We start from the raw sequence: 21,792 nt of genomic DNA, 5'->3' as shown, positions 1-21,792 counted from the left end.
CGCTCAGCGCGGGCGCAGCAGCGTGATCATGCGCCAGGCCCCGGGGCCGGCGAGAGGAACCGCGTCCTCGCCGGCCCCGAAGTCGCCGTACTGCGCGACGGCCTCCAGCCCGCCCGCGAGTCGGACCGCGGCGTCCAGCTCGGTGGCCGTCCAGAACCGGTAGGGCACGACGTCGCGGACGACCCGCGGCTCCGTGCCCTCACCGGTGATGGTCATCGTCACGCGGTCGTCGGCGACCTGGGTGACCGGGTCCAGCCGGTCGGACGGCTCGCCCCAGCGCACGCTCGCCCGGACGCCGTCCCGCTCGACCGTCCAGCCGGTGCTGACGCTCGGGTCGTCGCCCAGCCGGTCCCGGGGATGCGACATCTCGATGACGTGGAGGCCGCCGGGGGACAGGTGCGCGGCGGCGCACCGCAGGTGCGCCACGAACGCGTCCAGCGTCATGAGGTGGGACGTGGAGTCCAGCATGGTCGCGACGAGGTCGAACCGGCGGTCCAGCGCGAACCGCGTCATGTCGCCTTCGACGACCTCCAGTTCGACGCCGGCGCGTTCGGCCTCGCGGGCCGCGTAGGCGCACATGCGCGGGTTCAGGTCGAGAGCCGTCGCGGCCAGCCCGCGGCGGGCGAACTCGCGGGCGTGCTCGGCGGGTCCGGCGGCCAGCTCCAGCGCCGTGCCGGGCGCGAGGCCCTGCTCGGCGCACCACCCGAGCAGCGCGTCCACCTCGGCCGGCACGTCGCGGAACGAGCACGCCAGCTCGTACGCCCAGGGGTCGTCATATATGCCGGTCACCCGCCCATCCTGCCAGCGCCCCCGGCTCGGCGGGACGGCCGTCCAGCCGCAGCCTGATCTCCACGATCGCGGTGTCCTCGGTGCGCCGCGTCCGCCCGCCGAGCGAGGTCAGCAGCCGCCGCATCCGGGCGTTCTCGCTCAGCGCGGTCGCGCGCACCTCCACCAGGCCGCGATCCCTGGCCAGCGCGAGGAGCAGCTCGGCGAGGCCGCGGCCGAGCCCGCGGCCCTGCCAGGCGTCCTCGACCAGGAACGCGACCTCCGCGGCGCCCGGATCACGGACGAGGACCAGGTGCGCCAGGGCCAGCAGCGACCCGTCCGGCCCCTCGGCGACCAGCGTCAGGCCCCGCGAGGGATCGCAGAACCGCTCGAACGACCGGCGCGGCGGGTACGGCTTGGGGCTGAAGTAGCGCATCCGGCGGCTGTCCAGCGAGCAGCGCTCGTGCAGCGCCCGCACGGCGTCGCCGTCGCGGGGCTCGACCGGCCGGACGACCACCCGCGTGCCGTCGCGCAGCGCGATCCGCCGGGACGCCGACGGCCGCGGCACCGTCGGGAGCGCTGCCCGTACCAGCGCGTCCGCCCGCGCCGCCTCCGTGGCGGTGAACGGCAGCCCGGCGCGCCGGAGCCGGACCGGGCGCCCGCGCACCGGGACGAGGAGGTCGCAGCGGTCGGGCTCCTCGCCGCCGGGGGCGTCCCAGCGGGCCTCGTCGGCGCGCAGCAGCTCCCCGAGGATCTCGGGCACCGCGTGCGGCTCGGCCCGCAGCCGGGCCGCCAGGGCGAGGGCGCGGGTCGGCTCGTCCACCAGGTCGCGGGGGCGCGCGGGGAGCACCGCCGTCCGGGTGCCGCCCGCCGCGCCCAGCGCCTCGGCGAGGGCGCGCGCGTCCGGGCCGCCGGGCGGGACGTCGACGATGAACTCGTCCACCACCCCGTCGGCGTCGAGCTGGACCGACAGCCCGAGGATGTTGGCGCCGCGCCGGGCCAGCGCGGCGGTGAGGGAGGCGAGGCGGCCGGGGCGGTCCTCGATCTCGGTGCGGATGCGCAGCAGCGGCATGGGACGTTCCCTCCGAGGGCCGGGTGCCCCGTTCGTGTCCGGTGCGGTCGCCGACAAGGTTCGCCGACGCGTGTTACGCGGTCGCTACGTCATCGTGTGCCAGGGGTTTCACATTCCGGACGGGGGTTGAGCCGCCCGCTTCGAGCGCCTAGCGTGCGGTGAGTGATCGACCCCGTGACCGGTGAGCGCGTCAACGACCGACCGCGGCGAGGCCCGTCCCCGACGAGGCTCCCGCTGCTCCTCCCCGGTTCGCTCAGCGAAGAGCAGCGAGCCGTCTACGAGGCGGTGACGGGCGGGCCCCGCGCCGGCGACCGCAACCCTCCCTTCGCCCTGGCCGATGACGTCGGGCGCCTCCAGGGCCCGTTCAACGCGATGCTCTACAGCCCTCCCGTCGGGCTGCCGCTGCAGGACCTCGGTGCCGCGCTGCGCTTTCGCACGGGGTTCACCAAGCGCGAGCGGGAGATCGCGACCCTCGTCGTGGCCGCGCACCTGCGCTCCGACTTCGAGTGGTACGCCCATGAGCGGATCGGGCGCAGGCAGGGGCTCGCCGACGAGGAGATGGACGCGCTGCGCGAGGACCGCGCGCCGATGCTCGCCGACGTCCGCGAGCGCGTCGTGTACGAGGCGGCGCGCCAGCTCGTGGCCGAGGGCGACCTCGCCGACGCCGTGTACACCGAGGCGGTGGCCACACTCGGCCGCACCGCCCTCGTCGAGCTGGTCGCGCTCGTCGGCTACTACCAGGCGCTCGCGCTGCAGTTGCGCGTGTTCCGCGTCGGCGTCCCCGACGGGGAGGAGGCGCCCGAGTGGCCCGCCGCGGGGGACGGGCATGAGTGAGGTGCTGCGCACGGTGCGGCTCGTCCTGCACCCGGTGTCGATGCGCGACCACGGCGCCCTGCTGACGCACTGGACGGGTCCCCTCGTGCGGCGCCACCTGTTCGACGACCGGGTGGTCACGCCGGTGCAGGTCAGCGAGATCATCGAGGCCAGCGAGCGGGACTTCGCCACCGAGGGCTACGGGCTGTGGGCGCTGCGCCCCGCCCCCGGGTCCCCGGGCGGCGGTGCGGCGGCGCCCGGCGGCCCGCTCGCGGGCGTGGCCGGGCTCAGCCACCACGAGGGGCCGCTCGGCCACGGCGTGGACGTCGAGATCCTCTACAGCCTGGAACCCGACCACTGGGGGCGGGGGCTGGCCGCCGAGGCGTCCCGCGCCGTCCTCGACTACGCCTTCGGGGTGGTCGGCGTGCACCGGATCACCGCCGAGATCGACACGGCCAACCCCGCCTCGTCGGAGATCGCGCTCCAGCTCGGGATGCGCCGGTGGCGGGAGGGCCCCGCAGGTCCCGACGGTGCCGCGTACTACGCCGCCGAACGCTCCCGCTGGATCGGATCCCGTCGAATCGCCGACACCGTACCCTAGGATCCGTTGCCGACTGTTGATTTTGCTGCGGAATGCAGCAGGATGAGCGCATGAGCTCCTCCCCGGGGCGGGCGCCCCTGGCTCCCGGCTTCGCCAACGGCGGCGTCTCCCACTGGTACCGGGCGGCCGGGCGCCCCGCCCCCGGCCCCCGCCTGCCGGGCCCGCGCACCGCCGACGTGTGCGTCGTCGGCGCCGGCTACACCGGGCTCTGGACCGCCTACTACCTCAAACGCGACCGGCCCGACCTGCGGATCGTCGTGCTGGAGCGCGAGTTCGCGGGGTTCGGCGCGTCCGGCCGCAACGGCGGCTGGGTGCTGGGGGAGATCGCGGGGTCCCGGGAGCGCTACGCCGCCCGGCACGGCCGCCCCGCCGCGATCGCGCTGCAGCACGCCATGTTCCGGGCGGTGGACGAGGTCGTCCGCGTCGCGGGCGCCGAGGACATCGACGCCGGCCTGGTCAGGGGCGGCGTCCTGCACGTGGCCAGGAACGCCGCCCAGCGCGCCCGTCTCGCCGCCCTGGTCGACGAGGCCCGCGAGTGGGGCTGGAGCGACGACGACCTCGTCCCGCTGCCCGCCGTCGAACGCGACGAGCGGCTGCGCGTCGAGGGCGCGACCGGCGCCGCCTGGAGCCCGCACGCCGCGCGCGTGCAGCCCGCCGCACTCGTCCGGGGCCTCGCCGCGGCCGTCCGGCGGCTCGGCGTGCAGATCTACGAGCGGACGCCGGTCGTGCGGATCGACCCGCGCCGGCCGGGCGGGCCGGCCGCCGCCGTCACCCCGTTCGGGACCGTCACCGCCGAGCACGTGCTGCGGGCCACCGAGGGCTTCACCGCCGCGCTGCCCGGCCACCGCCGCGACTGGCTCCCGATGAACAGCTCGATGATCGTCACGACGCCGCTGCCCGCCCGCACCTGGAAGGCGATCGGGTGGGAGCGCCGCGAGCTGCTCGGGGACATGGCGCACTACTACATGTACGCGCAGCGCACCGCCGACGACCGCATCGCCTTCGGCGGCCGGGGCCGCCCCTACCGGTACGGGTCGCGCGTCGACGACGGCGGGCGGACGGAGCCGGCCACCGTCGACGCGCTCTGGACGATGCTCACCGGGATGCTTCCCGCCGTCGCCGACGAGGGGGCGGTGGAGCACGCCTGGTCGGGGGTCCTCGGCGTCCCCCGCGACTGGTGCGCGACGGTCGTCCTCGACCGCGAGACCGGGCTCGGCCACGCCGGCGGCTACACCGGCCACGGCGTCGCCACCGCCAACCTGGCCGGCCGTACCCTCCGCGACCTCGTCCTGGGCCGCGCCACCGAACTGACGGCGCTGCCGTGGGTGGACCGCCGCGTCCGCCGCTGGGAGCCCGAACCCCTGCGCTGGCTCGGCGTCCACGCGATGTACGCCCTCTACCGGGCGGCCGACGCCCGCGAGTCGTCCGCGCCGTCCGCGCGCACCTCGGGCCTGGCCCTCCTCGCCGACCGGATCACCGGCCACTGACGAGCCGCTGGACGTCCCCGTACGACGGCACGGGAGGGGCGTCGCCCGCTCCGGTGACTTCGAGGGCCGCGGCGACCGTCGCGCGCAGCGCCTCGCGGAACGGCAGCGACCCGGTGCTCACCCGGTGCACGCCGAGCCGGGCGAGCCGCGGGTACCCGGTCCTGCCCGGCAGGTACAGCACGTTCAGCGGCAGGCCGGTGGCGTCCAGGACCGCCCGGATGTCGGCGTCGCCGGCGATCCCGGGGACGAAGATCCCGTCGGCTCCCGCCTCCGCGTACGCCCGTGCCCGGCGCAGCGTCTCCTCCAGCTCCGGCGTGCCGAGCCAGAACGTGTCGGTGCGGGCGTTGAGGAACACCTGGGGCGCCGCCTCCTTGACGGCGGCGATGACCTCCGCCCGGTCGCCGGCGGGCGCGAGGGTCCCGTCGGCGCGCCCGTCCTCCAGATTGAGCCCGGCGATCCCGAACGAGGCGAGTTCGGCGGCCAGCGCGGCCACGTCGCCGGGCCGGTCGGAGAAACCGCCCTCGATGTCGACGGTCACCGGGACGGGCAGCCGCGCCAGCGTCCGGGCGAGCGCCGCCGTCTCGGTGCGCGTGCCGCCGGTCGCGTCGGCCTTCCCGGCCGCCGCGGCGACGCCGAGGCTCGTCGTGCCGATCGCCGGGAACCCCGCCTCGGCCAGCGCCGCGCCGCTCGCGAAGTCCCACGCGTTCGGCAGCACCAGCGGACGGTCGCCGTGGTGGAGCCGCCTGAACCGGCTCGCCTTCTCCGCGCTTCCGAAGTCCATGCCCGCCAATCTAGGGGCGGGTCGTTTCACCGCCCGTCGAAGCGTCCGCCGCGCCAGGTGGGGAGGGGGCGGCGGTCCGCGGCCACGTCGAAGGCGGCGCGGGCCAGCAGGCGGGTGGAGTCGAGCGTGGGCAGCGGCGAGGCCTCGGGCGTGACCAGGAGCGGGATCTCGGTGCACACCAGGGCGACGGCGTCGCACCCGCGCCCGGCGAGGCGCTCGATGATCCGGACGTACTCGCGGCGCGAGTCCTCGGTGAAGACCCCGTTGACCAGCTCGTCGAAGATGATCCGGTTGACGGTCTCCCGGTCGGCGGGGTCCGGGACCTCGGCGGCGATGCCGCGCGCGGCCAGTTCGCGCGGGTACAGCGGTCCGTCCATCGTGTAGCGGGTGCCGAGCACGCCGACGCGCGTCCGGCCGTCGCGGGCGGCCTGGTCGGCGACGACCTGGACGATGTGCAGGCCCGGCAGCGCCAGCTCGTCGGCGGGGTGTTCGAGGGCCAGGTGCGCGGTGTTGTCGGGGCAGACGAAGAAGTCCGCGCCGGCCGCGGCGAGCCGCCGGGCGCTCTCGGCCAGGATCGTCCTGATCGGGGCGTGGTCCCCGGCGTCCCAGGCGGGCATGCTCCGCGCGAGCGCGATGAGGTCGAGCGTGACGTCCGGGTGGTCGTCGGGGCCCAGCTCGCGGAAGCCCTCCTGGCAGAAGGTCCGGAAGCACAGCGCGGCGCCTTCCGCGCTGTGGGCGAGGATGCCGAGGTGCCTCATGTTCAGTCCTGTTCGGTCTGGCGAACAATCGTCCGATACAGTGAACACTACCCTCGGAGGGCGGGAGCGGGCGAGTGGATGTGATCGCGGTGATCGCGGCGTCGATCCGGCGGGAGCGCGAGCGCGCCGGGATGTCCCAGACGGAGCTCGCCGGGCGGGCGGGCCTGGCCAAGTCGACGCTCTCCCAGCTGGAGTCGGGCACCGGGAACCCGAGCGTGGAGACGCTGTGGGCCCTCGGGACTGCGCTGGGCGTCCCCTTCAGCCGCCTGGTGGACCCGCCGCGCCCGGCCGTCCGGGTGGTCCGGGCGGGGGAGGGGCCGGCCGCGCACTCCGACCGGGCCGACTACACGGCGACCCTGCTGGCGTCGTCCCCGCCGCACGCGCGCCGCGACCTCTACCGCGTCACGGCGGAGCCGGGCGAGCCGAGGGTCTCCGACCCCCACCCGCCGGGCACCACCGAGCACGTCGTCCTCAGCGCCGGCCGCGCCGTGGCCGGGCCCGCGTCCGAGCCGGTGGAGCTGGCCCCCGGCGACTACCTCACCTACCCCGGCGACGTCCCGCACGTCTTCGAGGCCCTGGAGCCCGGCACGGCCGCGGTCTTCCTGATGGAGCACCTCTAGCGTCAGGCCAGCAGGGACGTGAGCCGGCCGAGGTCCGCCAGCCCGGCGAGGCCGTAGACGAGTTCGGTGATCTCGTCGGCCCGGGCCTCCGGGACGCGGCGGGCGGCGTTGAGGCGGAACTTCGTCGCCAGCTCCTCGGCCGAGAGGGGGTTGCCCGGGCCGCCCCGGTTGACGTCCACGCGCTCCTCCAGAAGCGCGCCGTCGCGGGTGCGGACGCGCAGGACGGCCGGGAACTGGTGCGGGAAGATCTCGTCGCAGCGGGCGTCCGGGACGCAGCGGACCCGGGCGGCCAGTGCCAGCCGGGCGGGGTCGGCGGCGGCCTCGTCGGTGAAGTCCTCATGGAAGACGCCGAGGCCGCCGCCGCCGAGCAGGGCCGCCGCGACGGTGTAGGGCCCGGAGAACGCGGCGTGGTACCCCGACCGGGGACGGATCTTGTCCTCGTGCGGCTCGCCGATCGTCCGCAGCACGGGGGCCGGCGCGCCCAGCTCGATCGAGTCGATGCCGGCCGGGTCCAGCCCGCGCGAGCGCAGCCGGAGGGCGCCGTCGATGCCGGCATGCGTGAAGTGGTTGCACGGGTACGGCTTGAAGAAGATGCCGGGCAGCTCCCAGTGCTCGCCGAGCTCCGAGGTGAGGGCGTCGAGGTCGACCTGGTCGCCGCAGAACGCCTGGAGCATCCCGAAGCGGCCTTCGAGGACGGTCGGCGGGCCGGTGATGCCGGTGCGGGCGAGCCCGGCGGCGGTGACGGCGGCGTGCGCGGCCCAGCCGCAGTGGATCCGCTTGACGGTGCCGCCGGTGCGGTTGGCCTCCAGGATGCCCGAGCCCATGCTCGCGGCGATGCCCATGGCGTCGGCGATCCCGGCGGCGTCCAGCCCGGACAGCATCGCGGCGGACGCGGCGGCGCCGACGGCGCCGCAGATGGCGGTGGCGTGCTGGCCGCGCTCGAAGAACACCGAGTTGCCGAGCTCGCGGTCGTACCCGGCCATGCCGAGCCGGACGGTGATCTCGACGCCGACGCCCACCGCGTCCAGCAGCCGGCCGCCGCCCGCGCCGTGCGCCTCGGCCACGGCGAGCGCGGCGGGCACGACCGACGCCGACGGGTGCAGGACGGACGGCAGGTGCGTGTCGTCGAAGTCCAGGGAGTGGGCGAGCGTCCCGTTGAGCAGGGCGGCGCTCGGCTCGGGCAGGCGCGTGCCGGTGCCGATCGCGGTGGCCCGGCCCTGCCCGCCCCATTCGGCGACGAGGTCTCCGACGGCCCGCGCCGGGCGCTCCCCGGTCGCGGCCAGGCTGTTGCCCAGGGCGTCCAGGACGCGGCGCGCCGCGTCGGCGCGCAGTTCCGGGGGCAGCCCGCGGGAGGCGACGGTGGCCGCCAGTCCGGCGAGCCGCTGGACGGGGGTCACGCCGCCACCGCCGCGAGGGGGCGGACGGGGGAGCCGGTGCCGCCGGTGATCCGCAGCGGTGCCAGCACGAACACGAACTCGTGCAGCCCGGCCTCGGCGAGCGCCTCCAGGGCGAGGTGCTCCAGGATGAAGATCCCCGACTCGACCAGCAGGATGCGGTGCACGGGCAGGACGGCGTGCCCCGCGCCCGCCGGGATCTGCTCGTAGGCGGTCGTGTCGGCGCCCGTCGCGGCCACGCCGCGGCCGGCCAGCCAGCGGGCGGCGGACGGTGTCGCGCCCGGGACGCCGGTCTCCCGGCCCAGGTAGCAGGTCGCGTCCGCGAAGTTGCGCGACCACCCGGTGCGGATCAGCGCCACGTCGCCCGCGCCCGGCTCGGTCCCGGCGCGCGCGGCGGCCAGGTCCAGGTCCTCGGCGGTCACGCCGTAGCCGGGCGGCAGCGTCGCCACGCCGTGGACCGCCGCCACGTCCAGCAGCACGCCCCGGCGCAGCAGGCCCGGCAGGTTCTCGGCGCCGTGGCTGGTGAAGGCGCCGCCGCGCTGGGCGTCGGCGGCGCGGATACCGCCGTGCAGCTCTCCGTCGTGGCTGACGTGGGAGAGCGCGTCGATGTGGGTGCCGACGTGCCCGCCGGTCACGATGATCTCGTTGGCCGCCGAGCCGCCGTCGGGGCGCTCCATGTCGCCGTGCCGGCGGATCAGCGTCATGCGGAACCCGGGATGGTTGGGCGAGCAGGGCATTCCGGTGAAGAACGGCTGGCCCAGCTCGATCAGCCGGACCCCTCCGGCGACGGCCGCGAGCAGCGGGTCCTGCGAGTTCATCGGTGGCCTTCCTTGACGGGCGGGGCGGCGGAGCCGGCGGACGCGGCGGCGTCGAGCAGCCAGGCGGCGCGCTCGACGACCGCCTTGTCCACGAACCGGCCGGCGGAGTCGAGCCAGGCGCCCCGGCGAGCCGGGTCGCCGTGTTCGGCGAGCCGGCTCATCAGGTCCCGCGCCCAGGCGACCTCGTCCGGGTCGGGCGCGGACGCCTCGTGCACGACGGGGATCTGCGCGGGATGGATGACCGAGCGTCCGAAGAACCCGGCCCGCCGCCCCGCGAGCGTGTCGGCGCGCAGGCCGTCCAGGTCGCGGACGGCCGTCCAGACGCTCTGCGGCGGGGACGGGAGCCCGGCTGCGCGGGCGGCCACGACGACGCGGGAGCGCGGCCACGCCAGCGCGTCGCCGCCCGCCACCCGAAGGTCGGCGGACAGGTCGGTTTCGCCCAGCGATATCCCGGCGACGAGCGGGTGCGCGGTGGCGAGCGCGAAGGCGTTCTCCACGCCGAGCGCCGACTCGAGGACGGGGAACACCGGGACGCCGAGCGCGTCGGCGGCGCGGCGCAGTTCGGCCGGGTCCTCGCACTTGGGGATGCGCACCCCGGCGAGGCCGCCCGGAGCGGCCGCGAGGAGCGCGATGTCGTCGGCGCCGTCCGGGGTGCCGGGCGCGTTGATCCGCACGTGGGCGGTGCGCCCGGCGTCCAGGGCGCCCAGGGCGTCCAGGACGGCGCGCCGGGCGGCCTGCTTGGCCGGCGGCGCGACCGCGTCCTCCAGGTCGAGGATCACCGCGTCGGCCGCCGAGGCCAGCGCCTTGGCCATCCGGTCCGGGCGGTCGCCCGGGACGTAGAGCCAGGTCCGCGGCGTCACCTGATCACGCCCTTGGCCCGCAGGTCCTCCAGCCCGGCCCCGTCCACGCCGTAGCGGGCGAGGATCTCGGCGGTGTGCGCGCCGAGCGGCGGCCCGGCCGAGGTGATCCGGCCCGGCGTCCCCGACAGGCGGAAGAGCACGTTCTGCATCCGCACCGGGCCGAGCTCGTCGTCGGGGACGGAGGCGATGGTGCCGAGCGCCTCGAACTGCGGGTCGGTCATCACGTCGGCGGCGGTGTACACGGGGGCGACGGCGGCCTGCGCCTCCTCGAACGCCTTGACGACCTCGTCGCGGTCGCGCCGGGCGATCCACGACCCGACCGCCTCGTCCAGCACGTCGGCGTGCCGGGCGCGCTGCGCCCCCGTCGCGAACCACGGCTCCTCGATCAGCTCGGGGCGGCCGACCAGCCGCATCACCCGCTCGGCGATCGACTGGGCGCTGGTGGAGACCGCGACCCAGCCGCCGTCGCGGGTCCGGTAGGTGTTGCGCGGCGCGTTGTTGTGCGAGCGGTTCCCGGTGCGGGCCTGCAACTCGCCCAGCTGGTCGTAGGTGATGATCTGCGGGCCGAGCAGGGTGAGGATCGGCTCGACGATGGCCAGGTCGACCACCTGGCCCTCACCGGTCGCCTCCCGTGCCCGCAGCGCCGTCATCACCGCGAACGCGGTGGTCAGCGCGGCGATCCCGTCGGCGAGGCCGAAGGGCGGCAGGGTCGGCGGGCCGTCCGGCTCGCCGGTGATCGCGGCGAATCCGCTCATCGCCTCGGCGAGCGTGCCGAACCCGGGCCGCCGGGCGTAGGGGCCGGTCTGCCCGAACCCGGTGACCCGGGCCAGTACGAGCCGCGGGTTGATCCTGTGCAGCTCGTCCGGGCCGAGGCCCCAGCGCTCCAGCGTCCCGGGACGGAAGTTCTCGATCACCACGTCGGCGTCGGCGGCCAGCCGCCGGAACAGCTCCTGGCCCTCGGGCGAGCCGAGGTAGAGCGTCATCGCCTTCTTGTTGCGGCCGAGCATCTTCCACCACAGGCCGACGCCGTCGCGCTGCGCGCCGTGGCTGCGCACCGGGTCGCCCGCCGGATGCTCGATCTTGATGACCTCGGCCCCGAAGTCGCCCAGCAGCGTCGCGGCGAGCGGGCCGGCGAACAGCGTGGCCGTGTCGAGGACCCGGACTCCGGACAGGGCGTCGGTCATGGACGGCACCGCCTTCGCTGATCGTTTCTCTTAGAGAAACATAAGTGAATCTCGTGGCCGACTCGCGTAGCGACCCGGAGCCTTCAAGTTGGCACTGCTTGTCGAGTCTCGTCAAGTTTCCCCTAGATATTGACCCCAAGGCGTGACGAGTGCCACCATGACGCAACCATGACCTGCTGTTCCTCTAAGCGGAACGCTCGCGAGAGGGCAGGGGCAGACGGGCAGGAGAGATGAATGTCGGCTCGCAAGCTCGCCGCCGGGCTCGGCGCGTGCGCGGTCCTGCTGGCCGCGGCCGGCTGCGGCGGCTCGGCGCCGTCCGGCGCGGCCGGGGTGGCGGCCGGGCGCGACGAGGGCCCGGTCAAGATCGGCGCGCTGCACCCGGTCAGCGGCGCCAACGCCGTCGACGGCCAGCAGATGCGGCGCGGCGCGCGGATGGCGGTGGAGGCGATCAACGCCGCCGGCGGCATCCGGTCCCTCGGCGGACGCAAGGTCGAACTGGAGACGGGCGACACCCAGGGCAAGGCGGAGGTCGGCCAGAGCGAGGCCCAGCGCCTCATCTCCGCGGGCGCCGTCGGGCTCGTCGGCACCTACCAGAGCGCCGTCAGCACGAACGTCGCGGTCGTCGCCGAGCGCAACCGGGTGCCGTTCGTCATGGACGTCACCGCCTCGGACGCGATCTTCGCCCACGGCCACCGGTACGCGTTCCGGGTCCAGCCGGGCAGCGCCGCCATCGCGGGCGCCGCCGCCCGCTACCTCAAGGAGGTCTCGGAGCGGGCGGGCAAGCCCGTGCGCAAGGTCGCGTTCCTGCACGAGCAGACCGACTTCGGCAGCGGCGCCGCCGAGGCGTTCACCGCGGCGGCGAAGCGGCTCGGCATCGAGGTCGGCCCGGACATCAGCTACGACGCGCTCACCGTGTCCGACCTCACCGCGCAGATCACGCAGGTCAAGGCGTCCGGCGCGGACGTCCTCGCCGTCGCCGGCTACTACCGCGACAGCCTGCTCGCGGCCAAGGCGGTCGCCGCGGTCAAGCCCGCCCTGAACGCAATCTGGGGCGTGTCCAACGGCGCCTACGACCAGCCCAAGTTCGTCACCGACGGCGGCGCCGCCGCGGAGCGGATCTTCAGCACCAACTATCACTTCGACGCCCGGAGCCCGCAGACGGAGCAGCTGCGGGCCGACTACCAGCGGCGCTACGGCGCCCCCATGCGCACGGGCGCGGTCCTCGCCTACGACGCGGTCCAGGTGATCGCGCAGGGCGTGGAGCGCGCGGGCACCACCGACGCGGAGAAGGTGCGCGACGCGATCGCGTCCTCGAAGGTCGAGCCCCTCACGGTCGGCACCGGCCCGATCTCCTTCGCCCCGAACGGGGACAACCGCAACGCCCTGCCCGTCCTCATGCAGGTGCAGGGCCGAGGGGTCAAGCAGGTCTACCCGCCGGAGAAGGCCGAATCCCAGCCCAACTACTCGGTGACGTGGCGGTCGTGAGCGACATCGGAACCAAGGCCCAGTCCCCTCCCACCCCCGCCGCCCGGCGCCGCCTCCCCGGCGGCGTGACGGCGGTGGTCCTCAAGCGCGCCGCCCTCACCGGCGGCCTGGTGGCGGCCGCGATCGCGGTCGCCCTGATCAAGTCCGGCAGCGGCCTCGTCGTCTGGCAGTCGGTGGTCACCGGCCTGCTGATGGGCGGGCTGTACGGGCTCATCGCGATGGGCCTCACGCTCATCTTCGGCGTGCTCGACATCGTGAACTTCGCGCACGGGGCGCTGCTCGCCATCGCGATGTTCATCGCGTTCGGTGTCGTGCAGGGCACCGGCCTGCATCCCTACCTCACGCTGCTGGTCGCCGTCCCCGCGCTGTTCCTGATCGGGGCGGCCGTGCACCGCGGCCTGCTCGGCGGGACGGGCGGCGCGTCGCTGGAGAACCAGCTGCTCATCACGCTCGGCCTGTCGCTGCTGCTGGAGAACGGCCTGCTGATGTTCTTCGGCGCCGAGCCCAAGAACGTCGCGCTGCCCGGCGACTTCCAGTTCTCGCTGTTCGGCGCGGTCGTGTCGGGCGCACGGCTGTACGCCTTCCTCGGCGCCGTCCTGATCGGCGCGGCGCTGTTCTGGATGCTGCGCCGCACCCGGTTCGGCACGGCGATCCGCGCGGTGGCCTCGAACCGGCCGGGCGCGGAACTGGTCGGCGTGAACGTCCGCCGCGTCCACACGCTCACGTTCGCGATCGGCACCGCGTGTGCCGGAGCGGCGGCCGTGCTCGCGGCGCCGCTCGTCACGGTGACGCCCACGCTCGGCGAGCAGTTCAACATCACCGCGTTCGTCGTGGTGGTGCTGGGCGGCATGGGCAACGTCGCAGGAGCGCTCGCGGGCGGGCTGCTCATCGGCCTGGTCGAGCAGCTCACCACGATCTACATGGACGGCCAGAGCTCGCTGCTCGGCGTGTTCGCCGTCTTCCTGGTCGTGCTCTTCCTCCGCCCGCAGGGACTCTTCGGGAGGCGTGCATGACCGGCATCACCCTCACCGGCCGCCCCGGTGCCGACGCGGCCCGCTCGGCGAAGGCAACGCCGCTGCGCCCGCAGAACCGGCAGCTCGCCGTCCTGGCGGTGCTGCTGCTCCTGGCGATCCCGCTGCCGCTGGTGCTGCCGCCCGCGCAGGGCGCCGTCGCCGTCCGCATCCTGATCTTCGCGCTGATGGCGATCGGCTGGAACGTGATGAGCGGGTTCGGCGGCATGTTCAGCTTCGGGCACGCCGCGTTCTTCGGCCTCGGCGCCTACACCAGCGCCTACCTGCTGGTCGAGCGCGGGGTGTCGCCCTGGATCGGGATGCTCGCCGGGATGGCGGTCGCGGCGGCCGTCGCCGTGGTCATCGGGTTCTTCGCGTTCCGCTACCGGCTCAAGGGCGCCTACTTCGCGCTGGCGACGTTCGCGTTCGCCGAGATGCTCCGGCTGGTGGTCACCACGACGGAGTTCACGGGCAAGGCGGTCGGGTTCACCGTCCCGCTGATCCAGGGGTCCTCGCTCTGGAAGATCCAGTTCGCGGCGGACTCGCCCGCCTACTTCTGGATCGCGCTCGCCCTCGCCGGCCTCGCCGCCGTGGTCAGCATCCTGTTCCTGTACTCGCGGACCGGGCGCTACGTCACCGCGATCCGCGACGACGAACTCGCGGCGGCGTCCCTCGGTACCCCGGTCCTGCGGTACAAGCTGCTCACGGTCGCGCTGTCGGCCGCGATCACCGCCGTCGCCGGGGCCCTCTACACGCAGTACTACCTGTTCGTGAACCCGGACCTGGCGTTCGGGTCGTCGGTGTCGATCCAGGCGATCGCCGCCGTGGTCATCGGCGGCATCGGCACGGTCTGGGGCCCGGTCGCCGGCGCGGTCATCCTGGGCTCGCTGTCGGACGTGACCGCGACGCTGCTGCGGACCCCGCCCGGCTTCCTGGACTTCCTGCAGGGGCGCAGCGGCCTGGACGTCGCGGTCTACGCGGTCCTGCTGATCCTCATCGTCCGGCTGCTCCCCAAGGGCATCGTCGGCACGATCGCCGCGAGGTGGCGCGGATGAGCCCGTCCGAGGAGGCCGTGCTGACCGTGTCCGGCGTCGGCAAGCACTTCCGGGGCCTGCGCGCGCTGGCCGATGTCGACCTTCGGGTCGCCGAGGGCGAGATCGTCGGCGTCATCGGCCCGAACGGCGCCGGGAAGACGACGCTGTTCGACGTCATCTGCGGCGCCCTCGCCCCCGACGCGGGCCGGGTCGAGTTCGGCGGCCGGGACGTCACCGGCGCCTCGCCCGACCGCATCGCCCGCGCCGGGATGGTCCGGACGTTCCAGCTGATGCGGCCGTTCGGGAGCATGACCGTCCTGGAGAACGTCGCCCTGGCCGCCCAGCACCGCCGCCAGCCGCCGCACCGCCTGCGGGCGCGGTCGATGGACGTCGTGGAGCGGGTCGGGCTCGGGGAGTGGGCGCACCGGGGCGCCACCGAACTGCCCACCGCCGGGCTCAAGCGGCTCGAACTCGCCCGCGCGCTCGCGATGCGGCCGAGGGTGCTGCTGCTGGACGAGGTCCTCGCCGGACTCGTCCCGGCCGAGCGCGAACCCGTCCTGGACCTGCTCGCCGCGCTGCGCGAGGAGGACGGCACGACGCTGCTGTTCATCGAGCACATCATGGCGGCCGTGATGCGCCTGTCGGACCGGGTCCTCGTCCTGGACCAGGGCCGGGTGCTGGCCGCCGGGACGGCCGCGGAGGTCACCTCCGACCCCCGCGTGATCGAGGCGTACCTCGGAGAGGAGCCGGACGATGCTGGCGATTGACGGGCTCTGCGCCGGCTACGGCCGCATGCGGATCCTGCACGAGGTCGACCTGCGGCTCGGCGAGGGCGAGATCGTCGCGCTCGTCGGCGCGAACGGCGCGGGCAAGACGACCACGCTGCGCGCGGTGTGCGGTCAGCTGCGCCCGACGTCCGGGACGATCACGTTCGCGGGCGCGTCCACGGCCGGGCGGCGCCCGGACCAGCTCGTCAGGGACGGCCTCGTGCACGTCCCCGAGGACCGGGCGCTGTTCGGCACGCTCACGGTCGAGGAGAACCTGCGGATGGGCGCCTGGACCCGCCCGCCCGCCGAGGCCGGCGCCCGGATGCGGGAGGTCTTCGAGCTGTTCCCCGTGCTAGCCGAGCGCCGCGCGCAGGTCGCGCAGACCTTCAGCGGCGGGCAGCAGCAGATGCTCGCGATCGGACGCGCGCTGATGGCCCGGCCGAGGCTGCTCATGCTGGACGAGCCGTCCACCGGCCTGTCGCCCAAGCTCACCTGGGCGATGCTCGACGCCGTCAAGCGGATCCGCGACACCGGGGTCGCCGTGCTGCTCGTCGAGCAGAACGCCAAGCAGGCCCTCGGCATCGCCGACCGCGCCTACGTCATGGAGAGCGGATCGACCGTCCTGCACGGGACGGGCCGCGAGCTGGCCGGATCCGCCGAGGTCAGGAAGGCGTACCTGGGACTGTGACGGATGCGGTGGAGGCGACGGCGCGCCTGGGGGAGTGGGCCGCGCGGCTGGACGCGGCGCGGGCGCCGGAGCCGGTGCTCGACCGGCTGTCGCTCGTCCTGCTCGACGTCATCGGCGTGACGGCGCTCGGCGCCGGGCTGGCCTCGCCGCGCTGGGACAACCGCCTGTCGGCGATGTTCTCCACGCCGTTCGCCGTGGCCGCGGCCCTCCTGCACGGCGAGGTCGGCCCGCGCACCAGCCTGGAGGACCCGCGCCTGCGGGCCCTCGCCCGGCGCGTCCGGCTGGTCGAGGCGGACGACCTGACGGCCCGGCTCCCGGACGAGCGCGCCGCGCGCGTCACCGTCGCGCTGGCCGATGGGACGACGCGGATCCGCGAGGTGCCGAACCCGGTGGGCGACGCCGACCACCGCCCCCTGGACGAACGGGAGGTCCTGGCCCTTCTGCGGCGATGGCTGCCCGGACGCGGGGACCTGATCGGCCGGGCCGCGGCCTTCGCCCGTGAGCTGCCCGCCCTGGACCACGCCGGTGAGCGCCTGCGCGAACTCGCCGGCGGCGACGAGACGAAGGAGCCGAAGTGATGCGCGCCCTGGCCGTGACGCCGATCCATCTGCCGCCGGAGGAGATCCGCAGGAGGCAGGCCCGCTACGACCGGCTCGCCCCACCGGGGCTGTCGGTCGAGCTGCGCGACGTCGGCCCCGCCGCACCCGGGGCGCTGGACGACGAGGCGTCGATCCGCGCGTCCGAGAGCGAGGTCGCCGCCGCGCTGGCGCGGGCCGGGGCCGGCTGGGATCTCGCCTTCCCCGACTGCGTGCTGGACCCGGCCGTGCCCACCGGTCCTGTGCCCACCCGTCCCGTGCCGACCGGTCCCGCCCCTGACCGGGCCGTTCCGGTGAACGGCCTGCTCAGGCTGAGTAGTCTGTATCTTTCTGCGATGAATGTACGTTTCGGTGCGGTGGTGCGGAACGAGGCGATCGGCGCGGAGCTGCGCCGCCGCCTCACGGCCTACGGCCTGGACGCCCACACGGCCGGGATCGAGGTGCTGGACCTGCCCTTCGACGCCGTCGCCGACGCGGGCGCCTGGAACGCCGCCCTCGGCGCGGCCGTGGACGCCCTCGCCGCCGTCGGCGCCACCGCCGTGATCAACGGCTGCTCGGCCGTGGACGTCGCGACGCACCGCCTCGCGGCCCGGATCGTCGACCCCACGGCCCTGGCCCTGCGGCTCATGGCGATCGGGAGGAGCGCATGACCGGCGGCCCCGACCTCGTCGTCGCGGGCGCCGGCGGCGGCCTCGCCGGGGCGCTGCGCGCCGCCGAACTCGGCCTCAGCGTGCTCGTCGTCGAGGCGAGCGAGCACTTCCGGCGCGGCAACAACACCTCGATGTCGACCGCGATGTTCCCCGGCGCGGGCTCGCGCTGGCAGAAGGCGGCGGGGGTCGAGGACTCCCCGGACCGCTTCGCCGCCGACATCGCGGCCAAGACCGGCGGCCGCGCCGACGCCCGCCTCGCCCGCACGCTCGCCGAGGTCAGCGGCCCCCTCGTGGAGTGGCTCGCCGACTCGGCCGGGCTGCCGCTCTCCCTGGTCACCGACTTCAACTACCCCGGCCACTCCGTGCACCGCTGCCACTCCGTCCCCGGGCGGCACGGCTCCAGCGTGATCGACCACCTCGCCCGCCGCGTCCGCGAGCACCCGGGCATCGACCTGCTCGTCCCGGCCGAACTCGTGGACGTGGCGACCGGGCCGGGCGGCCCCGGTGCCGCCGCCGGCGTGCGCGGGGCGGTGGTCCGGTACCCGGACGGGACGCAGGAGGAGATCCCCGCCGGGGCCGTGCTCCTCGCCACCAACGGCTTCGGCGCCGACCGCGCCCTGGTGGAGCGCCACCTGCCCGAGATCGCGGGGGCCCTCTACCAGGGCGGCGAGCGGTCCCGCGGGGACGCGCTGCGCATCGGCGGCGGGCTCGGCGCCGCCACCGGCTACCTGGACGCCTACCAGGGGCACGGGGCCGTCGCCGCCGGCGCGGGCACCCTCGTCGGCTGGGCCACGATCATCCACGGCGGGATCATGGTGGACCTGGGCGGGCGCCGGTTCGGCGACGAGACCCGCGGCTACTCCGAGTACGCCGCCGAACTGGCCGCCCGCCCCGGCTCCACCGGCTGGATCGTCCTGGACGAGACGATCGTCGAGCAGTGCCGGCCGTTCCAGGACTTCCGCGACACCGTCGAATCGGGCGTCCTGGTCCGGGCCGACGACGCCGAGGGCCTCGCCGAGGCCACCGGCCTGCCCGCCGGGGCCCTGGCCCGCGAACTGGAGGCCAGCGGCGCCGCAGCGCGCGGCGAACGCCCCGACGAGCACGGCCGCACCCACTGGGAGCGCCCGCTCGCCGCCCCCTACGCCGCCGTCCGCGTCGTCCCCGCCCTCTTCCACACCCAGGGCGGGCTGCTCGTCGACGGGGACGCCGCCGTCGTCGACTCCGGCGACCGCCCCATCCCCGGCCTGTACGCCGCGGGCGGCGCCGCCGCCGGGATCTCCGGCCACGGCGCCGGCGGCTACCTGCCCGGCAACGGCCTGCTGCCCGCCTTCGGGCTCGCCTACCTGGCGGCCGGCGCCATCGCCCGCCGCACGACCACCCGCGAGAATTGAGGAGACCACCATGGCGACGACCGAGCTGCTGCTGAAGAACGTGCGGGTGGTCCGCCCCGACGCCCCCGAGGGCACCGAGCCCGAACCCCTGGACATCGCCGTGAACGACGGCGCCATCGCGCGGGTCGCGCCCGGGCTGCCGGACGACGACGCCGCCACCGTGATCGACGGCCGCGGCCGGCTCGCCTTCCCCGGCGTCGTGGACGCCCACCAGCACTGGGGCATCTACAACGAGCTGGCCGCCGACACCCGCACCGAGAGCCGCGCCGCGGCGCAGGGCGGCGTCACCACGGCCCTGACCTACATGCGCACCGGCCAGTACTACCTGAACAAGGGAGGACCGTACCGCGAGTTCTTCCCCGAGGTGCTGAGCGCCGCGCAGGGCAACGCCTACGTCGACTACGCCTTCCACCTCGCGCCGATGGAGGCCCGGCACATCGAGGAGATCCCGTACCTGGTCGAGGAGCACGGCGTCACCTCGTTCAAAATCTTCATGTTCTACGGCAGCCACGGCCTGCACGGGCGCTCGTCCGGCCAGAGCGACTTCCTCATGACGCCGCCCGACGAGCGCTACGACGTGGCGCACTTCGAGTTCGTCATGCGCGGCGTCCAGAAGGCCCGCGAGCAGCTCGCCGAGTATGCGCCGCACATCTCCCTGTCACTGCACTGCGAGACCGCCGAGATCATGACCGCCTACACCAGGATGGTGGAGCGCGACGGGTCGCTGACCGGCCTGCGCGCCTACAGCGCGTCCCGCCCCCCGCACTCGGAGGGCCTCGCCGTCACCATCGCGTCCTACCTCGCGCACGAGACGGGCCTGCCCAACATCAACCTGCTGCACCTGTCGTCGGAGAAGGCGCTGTCGGCCGCGCTGACCATGGCGGGCGCCTTCCCGCACATCGACTTCCGCCGCGAGGTCACCATCGGGCACCTGCTCGCCGACGTCGACACCGCGGCCGGCCTGGGCGGCAAGGTCAACCCGCCGCTGCGCGAGCGCTCCGACGTCGAGGCGCTGTGGCGGCACGTCCTCGACGGCGAGGTCGACTGGGTCGTCAGCGACCACGCCTGCTGCCGGGACGAGATGAAGTTCGGCGCCGACCGCGACGACGTCTTCCTCGCCAGGTCCGGCTTCGGCGGCGCCGAGTACCTGCTGCCCGGCCTCGTCGGCGAGGGACTCAAGCGCGGGCTGTCGGTCCAGCGCGTCGCCCGGCTGACGTCCTGGAACCCCGCCCGGCGCTACGGGCTGCTCGACAAGGGCGCCATCGCCGAGGGATACGACGCCGACATCGCCCTGGTCGACCCGGACGCGTCCTGGACGGTCCGCGCCGCCGACTCCGAGTCGACGCAGGAGTACACGCCGTTCGAAGGCTTCGCCATGACCGCGCGGGTCACCGACACCTTCGTGCGCGGCCGCCGCGTCTACGCCGACGGTGAGATCACCGGCGCCCCCGCCGGCCGCTATCTCCACCGCGGCCGGTGACGCCTTTCCCTAGGATCGTCCAGTGACCAACCAGACCGCCGCTCCGGCCCAGGGGGGAACCGAGGTCGCCGGGCGCGTCGCGGACGTGCTGCTGCTGTTCGCCGGCGGGCCCGAGTACCTCGGTGTCACCGCCATCAGCCGCGAGCTCGGCATCTCCAAGGCCGTCGTGTACCGCATCCTGCAGTCGCTCGTGTCGCGCGAGATGCTGGAGGCGGGCACGTCCGGCTACCGGCTCGGGCCCGCCGCCGTCGCCCTCGGCGTGAGCGCGCTGCGGCGCTTCAACGTCCGCAACGCCGCCGCGCCCGTGCTGCGCCGGCTGCGGGACGAGACCGGCGAGACGACCACGCTGTCCGGGCTCGTCGGCGACGAGCGGGTCTACCTCGACCAGTTCGAGAGCCCCCGCGAGGTCAAGATGACCGTCGAGGTCGGGCGGCGGTTCCCGCTGCACGCGGGCTCCTCGGGCCGGGTGATCCTCGCTTTCCTGCCCGAGGAGCGGCGCGAGGCCGTGCTGGCCCGCCCGCTGGCGGCGCTGACCGACCGGACCGTCACCGGGTCGGCGGCGCTGCGCGCCGAACTCGCCGAGACGGCCCGGGAGGGCGTCGGCGTCTCCTTCGGTGAGCGGCAGGCCGACGCCGGGTCGGTCGCCGCGCCCCTCTTCGGCCCGGACGGCGAGGTGCACGGCTCCATCAGCGTGTGCGGGCCCCGGCACCGCTTCACCCCCGAGGCCGTCGAGCGGTACCGGACGCTGGTCCGCGACGCCGCCGAGGAGGTCACCCGGACCTGGACCGCGCACCGCTAGAAGGTGCGGTAGTGCGTGCTCAGACGCCCCTCGTCGTCCAGGACGTGGAAGGCGACGCCCGGGGGAGCGCCCAGGTCGGCGATGTCACCCTCCTGCCAGGGCAGCCGGAGGGTCGACACGACGCCGGGCGCGACGAGCAGGGGCCGGCCCGCGAAGGTCGTGGCCGCCGCCGTGTGGGCGTGCCCGCACAACACCGCCGCGACCTGCGGGTGGCGCAGGACCACCTCGGCCAGGCGCCGCTCGCCGAACTGCCGGATCCCGTCCACGTACGGGATCTGGAGCGTCACGGGCGGATGGTGGAAGCAGACGAACGCCGGCGCGTCCGGGGCCGCGGCGAGCCGCCGGTCGAGCCACCCGATCGTCTCGTCGTCGAGCCGCCCGTGGTCCTCGCCGGGGACGGTCGAGTCGCACATCAGGAAGGTGGCCCCGGCGATCTCGTGGACGCGGTTGACCGGGCCGCCGCCCGGCGGCTCGTCCAGCAGGACCTCCCGGTACGGGCCGCGCCGGTCGTGGTTGCCGGGGCAGGTCAGTACCGGATGCTCCGACGCGAGGACCTTGCGGGCCTGCTCGTACTCGGCGGGCTCGCCGTGGTCGGCGATGTCCCCGGTGACGAGGACGGCGTCGACGGCCACGTCGTTCAGGTGGTCCATGACGCGGGCCGCGCGTTCGGCCCGGCCCTCGCCGCCGTCCAGATGGGTGTCGCTGAGCTGCGCAAAAACAATCATGCTGCGAAGCTAGG

23 protein-coding genes are annotated in these 21,792 nt (G+C 75.0%); 14 read left to right on the top strand and 9 right to left on the bottom strand.

Translation table 11 applies throughout. The features are described from left to right. Positions 1-3 precede the first annotated feature (3 nt). Both CHC11_RS20650 and CHC11_RS20645 read right to left on the bottom strand, forming a co-directional pair. Positions 4-789, bottom strand: a complete 786-nt coding sequence (locus CHC11_RS20650; RefSeq protein ID WP_089313379.1) for a class I SAM-dependent methyltransferase — start codon at positions 787-789, stop codon at positions 4-6. Next, the gene (locus CHC11_RS20645) at positions 773-1,837 is read right to left on the bottom strand and encodes a GNAT family N-acetyltransferase (RefSeq protein ID WP_089313378.1); all 1,065 of its coding nucleotides are present in this window, start codon (positions 1,835-1,837) and stop codon (positions 773-775) included. Before CHC11_RS20645 ends, CHC11_RS20650 begins: the two co-directional genes overlap by 17 nt. A 162-nt stretch (positions 1,838-1,999) precedes the next feature. Between CHC11_RS20645 and CHC11_RS20640 the strand changes: the two genes are divergently transcribed. Genes CHC11_RS20640 through CHC11_RS20630 form a run of 3 tightly spaced genes read left to right on the top strand, consistent with a single transcriptional unit; the run spans position 2,000 to position 4,738 of the window. Then, positions 2,000-2,671 (top strand): carboxymuconolactone decarboxylase family protein, encoded by a 672-nt coding sequence (locus CHC11_RS20640; protein ID WP_089313377.1) that lies wholly within the window; start codon positions 2,000-2,002, stop codon positions 2,669-2,671. Continuing rightward, complete coding sequence (locus CHC11_RS20635; RefSeq protein ID WP_089313376.1) at positions 2,664-3,251, top strand: GNAT family N-acetyltransferase; 588 nt, start codon at positions 2,664-2,666, stop codon at positions 3,249-3,251. Before CHC11_RS20640 ends, CHC11_RS20635 begins: the two co-directional genes overlap by 8 nt. A 50-nt stretch (positions 3,252-3,301) precedes the next feature. After that, entirely contained in the window at positions 3,302-4,738 is a 1,437-nt protein-coding gene (locus tag CHC11_RS20630; protein WP_089313375.1) for an NAD(P)/FAD-dependent oxidoreductase, read from the top strand. Here the strand turns inward: CHC11_RS20630 and CHC11_RS20625 are convergent. Together CHC11_RS20625 and CHC11_RS20620 are read right to left on the bottom strand one after the other, a co-directional pair. Further along, positions 4,725-5,519: an isocitrate lyase/PEP mutase family protein gene (locus CHC11_RS20625; RefSeq protein WP_089313374.1), complete on the bottom strand. Its 795-nt coding sequence runs from the start codon at positions 5,517-5,519 to the stop codon at positions 4,725-4,727. The two genes, CHC11_RS20630 and CHC11_RS20625, sit on opposite strands and share 14 nt — an antisense overlap. Positions 5,520-5,545: 26 nt before the next feature. After that, positions 5,546-6,277, bottom strand: coding sequence for an aspartate/glutamate racemase family protein (locus CHC11_RS20620; protein WP_089313373.1), 732 nt, complete (start codon positions 6,275-6,277; stop codon positions 5,546-5,548). Positions 6,278-6,351: 74 nt separating this feature from the next. Between CHC11_RS20620 and CHC11_RS20615 the strand changes: the two genes are divergently transcribed. Beyond that, positions 6,352-6,897, top strand: a complete 546-nt coding sequence (locus CHC11_RS20615; protein WP_245919490.1) for a helix-turn-helix domain-containing protein — start codon at positions 6,352-6,354, stop codon at positions 6,895-6,897. Between the two features lie 2 nt (positions 6,898-6,899). Here CHC11_RS20615 and CHC11_RS20610 read toward each other — a convergent pair whose 3' ends face one another. The 4 genes from CHC11_RS20610 to CHC11_RS20595 are packed head-to-tail and all read right to left on the bottom strand — an operon-like array spanning position 6,900 to position 11,153. Next, positions 6,900-8,294 (bottom strand): MmgE/PrpD family protein, encoded by a 1,395-nt coding sequence (locus CHC11_RS20610; protein WP_089313372.1) that lies wholly within the window; start codon positions 8,292-8,294, stop codon positions 6,900-6,902. Next, positions 8,291-9,109 (bottom strand): cyclase family protein, encoded by an 819-nt coding sequence (locus CHC11_RS20605; protein WP_089313371.1) that lies wholly within the window; start codon positions 9,107-9,109, stop codon positions 8,291-8,293. Before CHC11_RS20605 ends, CHC11_RS20610 begins: the two co-directional genes overlap by 4 nt. Continuing rightward, positions 9,106-9,969 carry an HpcH/HpaI aldolase/citrate lyase family protein gene (locus CHC11_RS20600; protein WP_089313370.1) on the bottom strand — a complete coding sequence of 288 codons (864 nt, stop codon included), beginning with the start codon at positions 9,967-9,969 and terminating at the stop codon, positions 9,106-9,108. Before CHC11_RS20600 ends, CHC11_RS20605 begins: the two co-directional genes overlap by 4 nt. Further along, positions 9,966-11,153: a CaiB/BaiF CoA transferase family protein gene (locus CHC11_RS20595; RefSeq protein WP_089313475.1), complete on the bottom strand. Its 1,188-nt coding sequence runs from the start codon at positions 11,151-11,153 to the stop codon at positions 9,966-9,968. Before CHC11_RS20595 ends, CHC11_RS20600 begins: the two co-directional genes overlap by 4 nt. Positions 11,154-11,387: 234 nt before the next feature. On the opposite strand from CHC11_RS20595, the gene CHC11_RS20590 reads away from it, so the two are divergent. From CHC11_RS20590 to CHC11_RS20545, 10 genes are read left to right on the top strand one after another with little or no spacing between them, the layout of a single operon-like run. Further along, positions 11,388-12,638 (top strand): ABC transporter substrate-binding protein, encoded by a 1,251-nt coding sequence (locus tag CHC11_RS20590; RefSeq protein ID WP_089313369.1) that lies wholly within the window; start codon positions 11,388-11,390, stop codon positions 12,636-12,638. After that, positions 12,635-13,651, top strand: coding sequence for a branched-chain amino acid ABC transporter permease (locus CHC11_RS20585; protein WP_218826169.1), 1,017 nt, complete (start codon positions 12,635-12,637; stop codon positions 13,649-13,651). The genes CHC11_RS20590 and CHC11_RS20585 overlap by 4 nt, the downstream gene beginning before the upstream one ends. After that, the gene (locus tag CHC11_RS20580) at positions 13,648-14,703 is read left to right on the top strand and encodes a branched-chain amino acid ABC transporter permease (protein WP_089313368.1); all 1,056 of its coding nucleotides are present in this window, start codon (positions 13,648-13,650) and stop codon (positions 14,701-14,703) included. Before CHC11_RS20585 ends, CHC11_RS20580 begins: the two co-directional genes overlap by 4 nt. Next, complete coding sequence (locus CHC11_RS20575; protein WP_089313473.1) at positions 14,700-15,449, top strand: ABC transporter ATP-binding protein; 750 nt, start codon at positions 14,700-14,702, stop codon at positions 15,447-15,449. Before CHC11_RS20580 ends, CHC11_RS20575 begins: the two co-directional genes overlap by 4 nt. Then, complete coding sequence (locus CHC11_RS20570) at positions 15,436-16,137, top strand: ABC transporter ATP-binding protein (RefSeq protein ID WP_089313367.1); 702 nt, start codon at positions 15,436-15,438, stop codon at positions 16,135-16,137. Before CHC11_RS20575 ends, CHC11_RS20570 begins: the two co-directional genes overlap by 14 nt. Next, positions 16,134-16,715: an MmgE/PrpD family protein gene (locus CHC11_RS20565; RefSeq protein ID WP_218826168.1), complete on the top strand. Its 582-nt coding sequence runs from the start codon at positions 16,134-16,136 to the stop codon at positions 16,713-16,715. The genes CHC11_RS20570 and CHC11_RS20565 overlap by 4 nt, the downstream gene beginning before the upstream one ends. After that, complete coding sequence (locus tag CHC11_RS20560; protein WP_089313366.1) at positions 16,715-17,383, top strand: hydantoin racemase; 669 nt, start codon at positions 16,715-16,717, stop codon at positions 17,381-17,383. The genes CHC11_RS20565 and CHC11_RS20560 overlap by 1 nt, the downstream gene beginning before the upstream one ends. Next, positions 17,380-18,774: an FAD-dependent oxidoreductase gene (locus CHC11_RS20555; RefSeq protein ID WP_089313365.1), complete on the top strand. Its 1,395-nt coding sequence runs from the start codon at positions 17,380-17,382 to the stop codon at positions 18,772-18,774. Before CHC11_RS20560 ends, CHC11_RS20555 begins: the two co-directional genes overlap by 4 nt. 10 nt (positions 18,775-18,784) lie before the next feature. Next, a complete protein-coding gene (locus CHC11_RS20550) occupies positions 18,785-20,254 on the top strand; it encodes a dihydroorotase (RefSeq protein ID WP_089313364.1) in 1,470 nt (489 codons plus the stop codon). 22 nt (positions 20,255-20,276) lie between these two features. Next, the gene (locus CHC11_RS20545) at positions 20,277-21,053 is read left to right on the top strand and encodes an IclR family transcriptional regulator (RefSeq protein ID WP_089313363.1); all 777 of its coding nucleotides are present in this window, start codon (positions 20,277-20,279) and stop codon (positions 21,051-21,053) included. Here the strand turns inward: CHC11_RS20545 and CHC11_RS20540 are convergent. After that, positions 21,050-21,778 carry a phosphodiesterase gene (locus CHC11_RS20540; RefSeq protein WP_089313362.1) on the bottom strand — a complete coding sequence of 243 codons (729 nt, stop codon included), beginning with the start codon at positions 21,776-21,778 and terminating at the stop codon, positions 21,050-21,052. The two genes, CHC11_RS20545 and CHC11_RS20540, sit on opposite strands and share 4 nt — an antisense overlap. Between the last annotated feature and the right edge of the window lie 14 nt (positions 21,779-21,792).

It is taken from the genome of Actinomadura mexicana (assembly GCF_900188105.1).
Classification (GTDB): domain Bacteria; phylum Actinomycetota; class Actinomycetes; order Streptosporangiales; family Streptosporangiaceae; genus Spirillospora; species Spirillospora mexicana.
This window is presented reverse-complemented; position numbering and strand designations above follow the sequence as displayed.

What these genes read in the sequence shown, in the direction of transcription:
- CHC11_RS20645 (WP_089313378.1), bottom strand. Translation starts at nt 1,837, where the DNA reads ATGCCGCTGCTGCGCATCCGCACCGAGATCGAGGACCGCCCCGGCCGC.
- CHC11_RS20635 (WP_089313376.1), top strand. Translation starts at nt 2,664, where the DNA reads ATGAGTGAGGTGCTGCGCACGGTGCGGCTCGTCCTGCACCCGGTGTCG.
- CHC11_RS20630 (WP_089313375.1), top strand. Translation starts at nt 3,302, where the DNA reads ATGAGCTCCTCCCCGGGGCGGGCGCCCCTGGCTCCCGGCTTCGCCAAC.
- CHC11_RS20625 (WP_089313374.1), bottom strand. Translation starts at nt 5,519, where the DNA reads ATGGACTTCGGAAGCGCGGAGAAGGCGAGCCGGTTCAGGCGGCTCCAC.
- CHC11_RS20620 (WP_089313373.1), bottom strand. Translation starts at nt 6,277, where the DNA reads ATGAGGCACCTCGGCATCCTCGCCCACAGCGCGGAAGGCGCCGCGCTG.
- CHC11_RS20605 (WP_089313371.1), bottom strand. Translation starts at nt 9,109, where the DNA reads ATGAACTCGCAGGACCCGCTGCTCGCGGCCGTCGCCGGAGGGGTCCGG.
- CHC11_RS20595 (WP_089313475.1), bottom strand. Translation starts at nt 11,153, where the DNA reads ATGACCGACGCCCTGTCCGGAGTCCGGGTCCTCGACACGGCCACGCTG.
- CHC11_RS20590 (WP_089313369.1), top strand. Translation starts at nt 11,388, where the DNA reads ATGTCGGCTCGCAAGCTCGCCGCCGGGCTCGGCGCGTGCGCGGTCCTG.
- CHC11_RS20580 (WP_089313368.1), top strand. Translation starts at nt 13,648, where the DNA reads ATGACCGGCATCACCCTCACCGGCCGCCCCGGTGCCGACGCGGCCCGC.
- CHC11_RS20575 (WP_089313473.1), top strand. Translation starts at nt 14,700, where the DNA reads ATGAGCCCGTCCGAGGAGGCCGTGCTGACCGTGTCCGGCGTCGGCAAG.
- CHC11_RS20570 (WP_089313367.1), top strand. Translation starts at nt 15,436, where the DNA reads ATGCTGGCGATTGACGGGCTCTGCGCCGGCTACGGCCGCATGCGGATC.
- CHC11_RS20560 (WP_089313366.1), top strand. Translation starts at nt 16,715, where the DNA reads ATGCGCGCCCTGGCCGTGACGCCGATCCATCTGCCGCCGGAGGAGATC.
- CHC11_RS20555 (WP_089313365.1), top strand. Translation starts at nt 17,380, where the DNA reads ATGACCGGCGGCCCCGACCTCGTCGTCGCGGGCGCCGGCGGCGGCCTC.
- CHC11_RS20550 (WP_089313364.1), top strand. Translation starts at nt 18,785, where the DNA reads ATGGCGACGACCGAGCTGCTGCTGAAGAACGTGCGGGTGGTCCGCCCC.
- CHC11_RS20540 (WP_089313362.1), bottom strand. Translation starts at nt 21,778, where the DNA reads ATGATTGTTTTTGCGCAGCTCAGCGACACCCATCTGGACGGCGGCGAG.